This is a genomic window from Streptomyces sp. NPDC101393 (genome assembly GCF_044767385.1).
Classification (GTDB): Bacteria; Actinomycetota; Actinomycetes; order Streptomycetales; family Streptomycetaceae; genus Streptomyces.
This window is the reverse complement of the sequence record NZ_JBIWNU010000001.1, coordinates 250,978-263,138: the sequence shown is the minus strand read 5'-3', so window position 1 is coordinate 263,138 and position 12,161 is coordinate 250,978. Positions and strand designations below refer to the sequence as shown.

General features: G+C 71.4%; 8 protein-coding genes. All 8 read left to right on the top strand.

Annotated features, from left to right (window positions below; all coding sequences use genetic code 11):
• Window positions 1–6 precede the first annotated feature (6 nt).
• The 8 genes from ligA (at window position 7) to ACIRQ7_RS01055 (ending at window position 11,971) form a co-directional block, all read left to right on the top strand.
• A complete protein-coding gene (gene ligA / locus ACIRQ7_RS01090; protein ID WP_404260040.1) occupies window positions 7–2,223 on the top strand; it encodes an NAD-dependent DNA ligase LigA in 2,217 nt (738 codons plus the stop codon).
• Window positions 2,224–2,379: 156 nt separating this feature from the next.
• Entirely contained in the window at window positions 2,380–4,497 is a 2,118-nt protein-coding gene (locus tag ACIRQ7_RS01085; RefSeq protein WP_401463294.1) for a putative bifunctional diguanylate cyclase/phosphodiesterase, read from the top strand.
• A gap of 350 nt (window positions 4,498–4,847) precedes the next feature.
• On the top strand, window positions 4,848–5,144 hold the full coding sequence (gene gatC / locus ACIRQ7_RS01080) for an Asp-tRNA(Asn)/Glu-tRNA(Gln) amidotransferase subunit GatC (RefSeq protein WP_030258164.1): 297 nt from the start codon (window positions 4,848–4,850) through the stop codon (window positions 5,142–5,144).
• Window positions 5,145–5,242: 98 nt separating this feature from the next.
• The gene (gene gatA / locus ACIRQ7_RS01075; protein ID WP_401463297.1) at window positions 5,243–6,736 is read left to right on the top strand and encodes an Asp-tRNA(Asn)/Glu-tRNA(Gln) amidotransferase subunit GatA; all 1,494 of its coding nucleotides are present in this window, start codon (window positions 5,243–5,245) and stop codon (window positions 6,734–6,736) included.
• A 5-nt stretch (window positions 6,737–6,741) separates the two neighbouring features.
• Window positions 6,742–6,975 (top strand): hypothetical protein, encoded by a 234-nt coding sequence (locus ACIRQ7_RS01070; RefSeq protein WP_401463803.1) that lies wholly within the window; start codon window positions 6,742–6,744, stop codon window positions 6,973–6,975.
• Window positions 6,976–6,991: 16 nt separating this feature from the next.
• Window positions 6,992–8,500: an Asp-tRNA(Asn)/Glu-tRNA(Gln) amidotransferase subunit GatB gene (gatB, locus tag ACIRQ7_RS01065; protein ID WP_404258957.1), complete on the top strand. Its 1,509-nt coding sequence runs from the start codon at window positions 6,992–6,994 to the stop codon at window positions 8,498–8,500.
• 180 nt (window positions 8,501–8,680) lie between these two features.
• Window positions 8,681–9,580 carry an LLM class F420-dependent oxidoreductase gene (locus ACIRQ7_RS01060; protein ID WP_404258955.1) on the top strand — a complete coding sequence of 300 codons (900 nt, stop codon included), beginning with the start codon at window positions 8,681–8,683 and terminating at the stop codon, window positions 9,578–9,580.
• A gap of 276 nt (window positions 9,581–9,856) precedes the next feature.
• Window positions 9,857–11,971 (top strand): phosphocholine-specific phospholipase C, encoded by a 2,115-nt coding sequence (locus ACIRQ7_RS01055; RefSeq protein WP_404258954.1) that lies wholly within the window; start codon window positions 9,857–9,859, stop codon window positions 11,969–11,971.
• Window positions 11,972–12,161: the final 190 nt, after the last annotated feature.

Sequence of the window (12,161 nt, the reverse complement as noted above, 5' to 3'; positions counted from 1 at the left end):
ATGACGGTGGCTGGCGAACAGCACGCAGCGGCATCCGGGGTGCCCGCGGAGGCGCGGGAGAAGCACGCGCAGCTCGCTGAGCAGATCGAGGAGCACCGCTTCCGGTATTACGTGAAGGACGCCCCGGTCGTCAGTGACGCGGAGTTCGACAAGCTGCTGCGCGGCCTGGAGGCCCTGGAGGCCGACCATCCGGAGCTGCGCACTCCCGATTCCCCGACCCAGAAGGTCGCCGGCGCGTACGCCACGGAGTTCACCGAGGTCGAGCACCGCGAGCGGATGCTCTCGCTCGACAACGCCTTCGACGACGCGGAGTTGGCGGCCTGGGCCGAGCGCCTGGCCGGGGAGCTGGGCGGCGACCCGAAGACCGCCGGGTACCACTTCCTGTGCGAGCCGAAGGTCGACGGCCTCGCCGTCAACCTCACCTACGAACACGGCCGGCTGACCCGCGCCGCCACCCGCGGCGACGGCCGCACCGGCGAGGACATCACCCCCAACGTCCGTACGATCGCCGAGATCCCGCACCGCCTCAAGGGCGAGCGGATCCCCGCGCTGGTGGAGGTCCGCGGGGAGGTCTTCTTCCCGATGGCGAGGTTCCTGGAGCTCAATGAGCGCCTGGTGGCGGAGGGCAAGCCGCCGTTCGCCAACCCCCGTAACGCCGCGGCGGGTTCACTGCGCCAGAAGGACCCGAAGGTCACCGCGAGCCGCCCGCTGCACATGGTCGTGCACGGCATCGGCGCCCGCGAGGGCTTCGACATCGACCGGCAGTCGCAGGCCTACGCCCTCCTGGAGGAGTGGGGCCTGCCGACCGCCACACACAACCAGGTCGTCGACTCCCTCGAAGCGGTCCGCGCGTTCATCGCGCACTTCGGCGACGCCGAGAACCGCCGCACCGCCGTCGAGCACGAGATCGACGGCGCGGTCGTCAAGCTGGACGAGATCCGGCTCCAGGGGCGGCTGGGCTCCACCTCGCGCGCCCCGCGCTGGGCGATCGCCTGGAAGTACCCGCCGGAGGAGGTCAACACCAAGCTGGTCGACATCCGCGTCGGCGTCGGCCGCACCGGCCGGGTCACGCCGTATGCCGTGGTCGAGCCGGTGACGGTGGCCGGCTCCGAGGTCGAGTTCGCGACGCTGCACAACCAGGACGTCGTCAAGGCCAAGGGCGTCTTCATCGGCGACACCGTCGTCCTGCGCAAGGCCGGCGATGTCATCCCCGAGATCCTGGGCCCGGTCGTCGACCTCCGGGACGGCAGCGAGCGGGAGTTCGCGATGCCGGCCGACTGCCCCGAGTGCGGGACGGCGCTGCAGCCCGCCAAGGAGGGGGACATCGACCTCCGGTGCCCCAACGCCCGTTCCTGCCCCGCCCAGATCCGCGAGCGGCTGTTCTACCTGGCCGGCCGCAAGTGCCTGGACATCGAGAACTTCGGGTACGTCGCCGCCACCGCGCTCAGTCAGCCGCTGGAGCCCGCGGAGCCGCCGCTGAAGGACGAGGGAGATCTTTTCGGCCTCTCGATCGAGCAGCTGCTGCCCATCAAGTCGTATGTTCTCGACCCCGATTCGGGGCTGCCCAAGCGCGACCCGAAGACGGGCGAGGAGAAGGTCGTCACCTTCTTCGCCAACCAGAAGGGCGAGCCGAAGAAGAACGCCCTGGCGATGCTGGAGAACATCCAGGCGGCCAAGGAGCGCCCGCTGGCCCGGATCATCACCGGCCTGTCCATCCGGCATGTGGGACCGGTGGCCGCGGAGGCGCTGGCCCGGGAGTTCCGTTCGCTGGACCGCATCCGGGACGCGAGCGAGGAGGAACTCGCCGCCGTCGACGGGGTCGGAGGGACCATCGCCGCCTCGCTGAAGAGGTGGTTCGCCGAGGATTGGCACCAGCAAATCATCGAGAGCTGGCGGGCGGCCGGCGTCCGAATGGAGGAGGAGCAGTCGGGTGACGAAGGCCCGCGTCCTCTGGAAGGCGTCACCGTCGTGGTAACGGGCACACTTCAATCACACACAAGAGATGGCGCGAAAGAGGCTCTCCAGGGCCTTGGAGCGAAGGTGACCGGTTCCGTTTCGAAGAAGACCGGTTTCGTGGTGGTGGGAGAAAGTCCGGGTTCGAAGTACGACAAGGCCATGCAGCTGAAGGTGCCTGTGCTGGACGATGACGGCTTCGCGGTGCTGCTGGAGCAGGGTCCCGACGCAGCAAGAGCGGTAGCCGTCACTCCGCCTGAGGAGGAGTGAGGTGTCACCCCATCGGCGCATACCAGATTGATCCGGGATGCCAGGTCGCATTCGGGCAACCGCTGCCGATCGCTGCCCGTGGCGGCCATCCGCGGCCTACTGTTGACGTGTGCGCCTGCCGTGGCGCGGGCACAGCCGGCTGTGAGAGGGATCGGAATGAAACCGACCGACAGCGCCGCTCCGGCGTCGCGGCTCCGCCGGCTCGTCGTGCCCGCGCTGCCCGCGGTGCCCGCGATCCTCGTCGTCGTGGCGGGCCTCGCGCTCGCCACGGGCGTGATCCGGACCCTCGGCCAAGGTGAGGCGCTGTTCCCGTCGGGCCAGGTCGGCTGGTCGCTGGCGATCCTCACCGGCGTCATCGTCGGCCATCTCGTCGCCCTGGGCCGCGACCGCGGCTGGGGTGGCACGGGATCCGGCGCCGCCCTCGCCCTCGCCGTCCTGGTCCTCTACGGCTGGATGCCCGCCACCCTGGTCAGCCTGGCCGTCGTTGTCCTCGTCGGCGCCGCCCGCCGGCACCGCTGGCGGCAGGCCGTGGTCCACGGCGCCGTGGACATCCTCGGCATCGGCGCGGCCGCCCTCGCCCTCGCCGGATTCGGTGTGGTCCCCAGCGTCCGGCACCCCTGGACCCCGGACGCCTGGGACCTCTCCGTCCTCCCGGACGTGATCGCGGCGGCCGCCGGCTATCTCCTCGTCAGCCGCGCCCTGCTCTGGTGCAGCCTGGCCTCGCGGGGCGGCGGCCTGCCCACCATCGCCCGCACGGCCGTGTGGCGGCAGGCCCTCGTCGGCGTCGCGCTGCTCGGCATCTCCCCGCTGCTCGCCGTCTGCGCCGTCCACGCGCCCCTGCTGCTCCCGCTGTTCGCCGTCCCGCTGATCGCGCTGGACTCCACCCTGTGGATCGCCCGCGCCCGCGCCGAGGAGCAACTGCGCGACCCGCTCACCGGCCTGCCGAACCGTCAGTGGCTGCTGGAGCGCACCTGGACCGCGCTGGACGAAGCCGAGCGCATCGGTGCCCGCTCCGCCCTCGTCCTGATCGACCTCGACCGCTTCCGCTCCGTCAACGACACCCTCGGCCACCTCGCCGGCGACCGCCTGCTGCTGCAGATCGCCGACCGGCTGCGGCACGCCCTGCCGCGCGGCGCCGAGGCGGCCCGGCTCGGCGGCGACGAATTCGCCGTCCTGCTGCCGACCACCGACTCCCTCACCAGCTCCCAGCGCGTCGCCCGTAACCTCGTCGCCGCCCTCGGATCGCCCCTCGACCTCGACGGCCTGACGCTCGTGCTGGAAGCCAGCGCGGGCGTCGCCGTCTTCCCCGACCACGCCCTCGACGCCGAAGGGCTGCTGCGCCGCGCCGATGTGGCGATGTACCAGGCCAAGCGGGACCGCAGCGGCGTCGAGCTCTACGAGGCCAAGCGCGACGGCAACACACCCGACCGCCTGGGGCTGTTGGGCGACCTGCGCCGCGCCCTGGACGCCGGTGACGTCGAACTGCACTACCAGCCCAAGGTCGGCTTCGACGGACACGTCGCCGGTCTTGAGGCGCTGGTCCGCTGGGTGCATCCGGACCGCGGCAGAGTGCCACCGGACGAGTTCATCGCCATAGCGGAGTCCTCCGGGCTGATGCCGAGGCTGACGGAGTACGTCCTGGAGACGGCCCTCGCCCAGGTGGCGCGCTGGCGCGCGATGGGACTGGAGGTCCCGGTCGCCGTCAATGTCTCCCCGCGCGATGTGCACTCCCCGGGCTTCGCCGGCGCGGTCGCCGCCCGCCTCGCCCGCCACCGCGTGCCACCGGGCGCCCTTCAACTGGAGATAACCGAGCACGTCCTGCTGGAGGACCCGCAGCGGGCCGCCGACACCCTCGCCGGGCTGACCGCCCACGGCGTCAAGATGTCCCTCGACGACTTCGGCACCGGCTACTCCTCCCTCGTCCACCTCCGCCGGCTCCCGGTCAGCGAGCTGAAGATCGACCGTTCCTTCGTGGCCCGGCTGGCCGTCGACAACGAGGACGCCGAGATCGTCCGCTGCACCCTCGACCTCGCCCACTCCCTCGGCCTGCTGGTCGTCGCCGAGGGCGTCGAGGACGACGAGACCTGGGAGCGGCTGCGCGACCTGGGCTGTGACGCCGTACAGGGCTGGCTGGTGGCCGCCGCGATGCCACCGGACGAGACCACCGCATGGCTGCGGGCCCGCGGCGAGCACGGCTGGCACCGCGAATCGGAGACGGCCGCCCTGGCGGCGGAGAAGGCGTCCGAACGCCCTTCGGGACAGGTCCTGAACTGACCCGGCCACCGGCCGTCCCGTGTCCCCGCTCCGAAGAAGCACCCGCGGCGCCTCCTGGCGACACCCCCGCGGAGCCCTCCGGCGATCCCTCCGCCGCGCCCGGATCCGCCACCCCGGAAACCCCGGAGCGCTCTGCTCCGCATGCCCCGGAACCCCGGCCCGGACCGCCGCCCGCCGACGGCCCCGCACCGGGCTGACCCGCCCGCCGCGCGCCCGCGCCGGCGGCCCGCGGCACACAGTTTCGCGGGAGCTCTCCCGTACGCCATAGGATTGGCCGAGAAACGAGACCCTTCAAAGGTCACCGCACACTCCGCCCGAGAACATCACCCAGAACACCAGAGGATCGCTGCATGCCTGGCATCACGCGCGAGGAGGTCGCCCACCTCGCCCGGCTGGCACGTCTGGAGCTGAAGGACGAAGAGCTCGACCACTTCGCCGGACAGCTCGACGACATCATCGGCGCGGTCGCCCGCGTCTCCGAGGTCGCCGACCAAGACGTACCGCCGACCTCCCACCCGCTGCCCCTGACCAACGTCATGCGCGCGGACGAGGTCCGTCCCTCGCTGACCCCCGAGCAGGCGCTCTCCGGCGCCCCGGCCCAGGAGCAGCAGCGTTTCAAGGTGCCGCAGATCCTGGGGGAGGAGTGACGGTGAGCGACGCACGCGCAGCCGCCGGGCCGCACCCGACCACGAACGCCGCACCTCTGCGCCGCGCGGGCGGAGAAGCGAACAATGAGGCAGAGGGCATGGCTGACCTGATCAAGCTCACCGCCGCCGAGATCGCGGCGAAGATCGCCTCCGGCGAGGTCACCGCTGTCGCGGTGACCGAGGCCCACCTGGCCCGCATCGAGGCCGTCGACGAGAAGGTGCACGCCTTCCTGCACGTCGACCGCGAGGGCGCGCTCGCGCAGGCCCGCGCCGTGGACGAGAAGAAGGCCCGCGGCGAGAAGCTCGGCCCGCTGGCCGGTGTGCCGCTCGCGCTGAAGGACATCTTCACGACGCAGGACATGCCCACCACCGTCGGCTCGAAGATCCTCGAAGGCTGGATCCCGCCCTACGACGCGACGCTGACCAAGAAGCTCAAGGCCGCCGACGTCGTCATCCTCGGCAAGACCAACATGGACGAATTCGCCATGGGGTCCTCGACCGAGAACAGCGCCTACGGCCCGACCGGCAACCCCTGGGACCTCACCAAGATCCCCGGCGGCTCCGGTGGCGGTTCCTCCGCCGCGCTCGCCTCCTTCCAGTCCCCGCTGGCCATCGGCACGGACACCGGCGGCTCCATCCGCCAGCCCGCCGCCGTCACCGGCACCGTCGGCGTCAAGCCCACCTACGGCGGCGTCTCCCGCTACGGCATGGTCGCCTTCTCGTCCTCCCTCGACCAGGGCGGGCCCTGCGCCCGTACGGTCCTGGACGCGGCGCTGCTCCACGAGGCCATCGCCGGCCACGACGAGCTGGACTCCACCTCCATCGACGCGCCCGTCCCGGCCGTCGTCGAGGCGGCCCGCAACGGCACCGTCCAGGGCATGCGGGTGGGTGTCGTCAAGCAGTTCCGCGGTGAGGGCTACCAGGCGGGCGTGCTCCAGCGGTTCGACGAGTCCGTCGCGCTGATGAAGGAGCTGGGCGCCGAGATCGTCGAACTGGACTGCCCGTCCTTCGACCTCGCGCTCGCCGCCTACTACCTGATCGCGCCGTCCGAGTGCTCGTCCAACCTCGCCCGCTTCGACGCCATGCGCTACGGCCTGCGGGTCGGCGACGACGGCACGAAGTCCGCCGAGGACGTCACCGCGCTGACCCGCGAGGCCGGCTTCGGTGACGAGGTCAAGCGCCGCATCATCCTCGGGACGTACGCGCTCAGCTCCGGCTACTACGACGCGTACTACGGCTCCGCCCAGAAGGTGCGGACGCTGATCACGCAGGAATTCGAGAGGGCCTTCGAGCAGGTCGACGTGGTCGTTTCGCCGACGACGCCGACCACCGCCTTCCCGATCGGCGAGCGTGCCGACGACCCGATGGCGATGTACCTCGCCGACGTGTGCACGCTCCCCACCAACCTGGCAGGCAACGCAGCCATGTCGCTGCCCTGTGGACTGGCGCCCGAGGACGGGCTGCCGGTGGGTCTGCAGATCATCGCCCCTGCCATGGCCGACGACCGGCTCTACAAGGTCGGTGCCGCGGTCGAGGCCGCGTTCACCGCCCGCTGGGGGCACCCGCTGCTTGAGGAGGCACCGTCACTGTGAGCGCAATGACCAAGAAGGCCAAGAACTTCAAGAAGTCCAAGTCCGGCGTGTACCTGTCGCTCGGCACCACCGCGTTCGGCGCCCTCAGCGTCTTCAAGCAGGCCAAGCTGGCCCGCGCGGAGAACGACACGCTCCGCCTGGTCGACGCCGCCGTCTCGGCCGCAGCGATCGTCACCGGTATGGCGATCCTCTACCGCGAACTGAAGCGCCTGGGCGACGACGACGTCCTGCTGGGCTGAGAGGGAAAGTTTCACCGTGACCGTCACTGAACTGGTGCCGTACGAGGACGCGCTTGCGACCTATGACCCCGTGATGGGGCTCGAGGTGCACGTCGAACTCGGTACCAAGACCAAGATGTTCTGCGGGTGCTCCACCACCCTGGGTGCCGACGCCAACTCGCAGACCTGCCCCACCTGTCTGGGCCTGCCCGGCTCGCTGCCGGTCGTCAACGCGATCGGTGTCGAGTCCGCCATCAAGATCGGCCTGGCCCTCAACTGCTCCATCGCGTCCTGGTGCCGCTTCGCCCGGAAGAACTACTTCTATCCGGACATGCCGAAGAACTTCCAGACCTCCCAGTACGACGAGCCGATCGCCTTCGACGGCTACCTCGACGTACAGCTGGAGGACGGCGAGGTCTTCCGCGTCCAGATCGAGCGCGCCCACATGGAGGAGGACACCGGCAAGTCCCTCCACGTCGGCGGCGCGACGGGCCGTATCCACGGCGCCTCGCACTCCCTGCTGGACTACAACCGCGCCGGCATCCCGCTCATCGAGATCGTCACCAAGCCGATCGAGGGAGCCGGCGCGCGCGCCCCCGAGGTCGCCAAGGCGTACGTCGCCGAGCTCCGCGAGCTCATCAAGGCGCTGGGCGTCTCCGAGGCCCGCATGGAGCAGGGCCAGATGCGCTGCGACGTGAACCTGTCGCTGCGCCCGAACGGCACCGAGAAGCTCGGCACCCGCTCGGAGACCAAGAACGTCAACTCCCTGCGTTCCGTGGAGCGGGCGGCGCGGTTCGAGATCCAGCGGCACGCCGCGGTGCTCTCCTCCGGCGGCTCCATCGTCCAGGAGACCCGGCACTTCCATGAGGAGGACGGCTCCACCACGGCCGGCCGCATCAAGGACAACGCCGAGGACTACCGCTACTTCCCCGAGCCGGACCTGGTGCCGGTGGCCCCTGAGAGCGCCTGGGTCGAGGAACTGCGGGCGGCACTGCCCGAGCTGCCGCGGCTGCGCCGCAACCGGCTGCGCGAGGAGTGGGGCATCTCCGAGCACGACATGCAGTCGATCCTCAACGCCGGCGCCGTCGACCTGATCACCGCCACCGTCGACGCCGGCGCGGACTCCGCCTCGGCCCGTAAGTGGTGGATGGGCGAGCTGGCCCGCCGGGCCAACGAGGACGGCGCGGAACTCGCCGCCCTGCCGATCACCCCCGCGCAGGTCGCCCGGGTCACCGCGCTGGTCACCGAGGGCTCCCTCAACGACAAGCTGGCCCGCCAGACCATCGAGGGCGTGCTCGCCGGCGAGGGCGACCCGGACACGGTCGTCGACAAGCGCGGCCTGAAGGTCGTCTCCGACGAGGGTGCCCTGGGCACCGCCGTCGACGAGGCGATCGCCGCCAACGCCGCCATCGCTGACAAGATCCGCGGCGGCAAGGTCGCCGCGGCCGGCGCCCTCGTCGGCGCCGTCATGAAGGCCACCCGTGGCCAGGCGGACGCGGCGCGGGTACGCGAACTGATCCTGGAACGGCTGGGCGTCGAGGGCTGACGCGCGCCGTCCCGCGGACGACGTGAGCGGCCGTCCTTCTCCGGAAGGGCGGCCGCTTCGCTGTTCCCGCGGCCGGTCGGAGCGCCGCGGAATGCCCCGGTGCGCCGGCGTGCTGAGATCGGTAGCGGCGCCGCCGTCAAGGACATGGCGGGGCCACCACTCTGGTCACTGGAGGAAAACGTGCAGCAGCGGGCTCTCGCGTCAAGGCTCGGCCGCGTCGGTGTCTGGCACGGCGGGATCGGCCGGGTGCCGTCCGGGACGGCACGTCAGGCGGCGGCCGAGATCGAGCGGTTGGGGTACGGCGCCCTCTGGTTCGGCGAAGGACCGGGGTCGGAGGCGGTCGCGCATGCCTCGCTGATGCTCTCCGCCACCGAGCGCATCACGGTGGCCACCGGCATCGCCAACATCTGGGTCCGGGACGCCTCCGCCGCGCACGCCGCCGCGCACATCCTCGCCGAGGCGTACGACGGCCGCTTCCTGCTGGGCCTGGGCGCCAGCCACGCACCGCTGGTCGACATGCGGGGGCACACCTACGCCAAGCCGCTCGCGGCGGTGCGGGATTATCTCGACGCCATGGACGCGGCCCCGTATGGCGGGCCGGCCGCCGAGTCCGCGCCGGCCCGGGTGCTGGCGGCGCTCGGCCCGAAGATGCTGGAGCTGGCGAGGGACCGGACCGCGGGCGCCCATCCGTACTTCGTGACCCCCGAGCACACCGCCCGTGCCCGTGAGATCCTCGGTGCCGACCCCGTGCTCGCCCCCGAACAGGCCGTACTCCTGGAGTCCGACCCCGCGACGGCCCGCTCCCTGGCCCGCGAACACCACACGCGCTTCTATCTGGAGCTGCCGAACTACACCGCCAATCTGCGCCGGCTCGGTTTCGGTGACGACGACTTCGCGGGCGGGGGGAGCGACCGGCTGGTGGACGCGATCGTGGCGTGGGGAGACGTCGACGCCATCGCGCGCCGTATCGCGGAACATCACGACGCCGGTGCGGATCATGTCGCCGTCCAGCCGCTGGCGGTCGGAGGGGACCTCGGCCTCGACCAACTGCGGGAGCTTGCCCCGGTGTTGCTGGGCTAGAGCGCGCGCCCGGCCCGCCACTCCGCCGATGCGGGCCCAGGGCCCGGCCCTTGGCCCCCGCCCCCGGGCCTGCCCCCGGCCCCGGGAAGGGACCGCCGAAGCACGTTCAACGGGGCGCCAGGGCCGGGCCAACCGTTCCCAAAGTTGTCACCCCGATACCTATCGCCCGACACAGAGGTCCACTAGCGTCCCCGTCGCACCATCTCAATGGGCTGACCGCAGACCAATGGTGCCGTTGTGTCGGTGGGTTGACGGTGGCGACTGGGAGGTCGGGGCGTGGCACCTGAGGTATCGCGTAGACGGGTTTTGGGCGTGGGCGCCGCCGCGGCGGGGCTGGCGGCGGCCGGTTCGCTGCTGCCGCCGTCGTTGCAGCAGGCGCTGGCCGATGAGCCGGCGCGCCCGAATCCCGGCCGGGGCGGGCTCGGCGACATCCGGCACGTCGTCGTGCTCATGCAGGAGAACCGCTCCTTCGACCACTACTTCGGCATGCTGCGCGGCGTACGCGGCTACGCCGACCGCAATGCCGTCGAACTGCCCGGCGGCGACAGCGTCTACGAGCAGCCGGGACTGCTGGGCATCGGCACCGTCCTGCCCTTCTCGGTGCGTGCGGCGGCCGCCGAGCAGAAGAAGGACCTGCAGTACATCGGCGCGCTCAACCACGAGTGGGACGGCGGGTCCAAGGCCTGGAACGGCGGGTGGATGAACAACTGGGTCACCGCCAAGACCGCCGCCACCATGGCGCACTACGACCGGCAGGACGTCCCGCTGCACTACGAACTCGCGGACACCTTCACCGTCTGCGACGCCTACCACTCCGCCATCCACTCCTCCACCAGCCCCAACCGCAACCACCTCGTCAGCGGCTGGACCGGCTTCGAACCGGGCAGCGGCGACCGCGCGGTGGGCAACGACGCGTACGCCGAGGACACCCACACCGGATACACCTGGACGACGTACCCGGAGCGGCTGGAGAAGGCCGGGCACAGCTGGCGCGTCTACCAGGAGTGGGACAACTTCACCGACAACAACCTGGAGTTCTACGCGAGCTTCAAGGCGGTGGCGAAGAAGGCGCTGGCCAAGGTGGACGGCGCGGCGAACATGACCGCCTTCTACGGGAAGGTCGCGGCCGCCGACGAGGCCGGACGCACGCGGCTCCAGGGGCTGTTGGAGGAGGGCGTCAAGGGCCTCACCCGCGCCGACCGCAGCCTGTTCGAGCGGGCGCTGCGGCGCGGCGAGCCGGACACCACGGCGACCGCCTTCGCCGCCGACGTGGCGAGCGGCAAGCTGCCCGAGGTGTCGTACATCGTGCCGTCCGCCGCGGACTCCGAGCACCCCGGATCCTCGTCGCCGGTCGAGAGCGCCACCATCGTCTACAAGGTGCTGGACGCCCTGGGCAAGAACCCGGACGTCTGGCGGCACACCGCGCTCTTCCTGACGTACGACGAGAACGACGGGTTCTTCGACCATGTGCCGCCGCCGGTGCCGCCGTCCGGGACGGACGGGGAATTCTGGGACGGCAGGCCCACCGGTCTGGGCATCCGGGTCCCGATGATCGTCATCTCGCCGTGGACGGTGGGCGGTTACGCCTGCTCCGAGGTCTTCGACCACACCTCGCTCACCCGCTTCCTGGAGAAGTGGACGGGCGTGCGGGAGCCCAACATCAGCGCCTGGCGGCGGACCGTGTGCGGCGATCTGACCGGCGCGTTCGACTTCTCGCGCGGGCGCCGCCGGCCGTCCCTGGAGCAGCCGGGCGCGATCCCGGAGTTCAGCGGCCGCTGGGCGCCGCGGCCGCCGGCCGAGCAGGCGATACCGCAGCAGGAGCCCGGCAGCCGCCCGGCCCGCCCGCTGCCCTACCGGCCGGACGCCGACGGCGGGCTCGACGCGGGCGCCTCGGTCTTCCGGATGGCGGTGCGCAACGGCGGCCGCGCCTCGGCGCACCTGGCGCTCTACCCGTACGCGAAGGAGTACGACGTGCCGCAGCACCGCGAGGTGGCGGGCACGGCGCAGTGGGACGTCCCGGTCAAGGACGGTGCCTACCGCTTCACGGTGACCGGCCCGAACGGCTTCCGGCGCGAATTCGCCGGCACGGCCGACGGCGCCGCCGCGGCCGTCAAGATCGGCAGCTGGATCGACGAGCGGCGGCGGGAGATCCATCTGACGGTCGTGAACGGCGGCACCACCGACCTCACCCTCACGCTCGAACCGCTCGCGTACTCGGTCGCCGCGCCCCGCAGGGTGAAGGTGAAGGCCGGCAGTACCCGCACCGTCGCGCATCCGGCGGCGTCCGCGCACGGCTGGTACGACCTGGCGCTCACGGCCGCCGAGGACGCGGGCTTCCGCCGCCGGCTGATGGGCCATGTGGAGAACGGGAAGGAATCGGTCACCGGCTGACAGCGGAGCCGAGTTCCCCTTTGGCCCCTTTGTGGTGAAGTCCACAAAGGGGCCAAAGGATCTTTTCGGGCTGTCACCCTGCTCGCAGAAGTGGGCCGCCGCCCCTCCGTACGCCGGGCATTCCGGCCGGCCGGAGTCCGGTACCGTGCCTGCCACCTCCACGTACATTCGCGCTCGGCACCACCCGCAC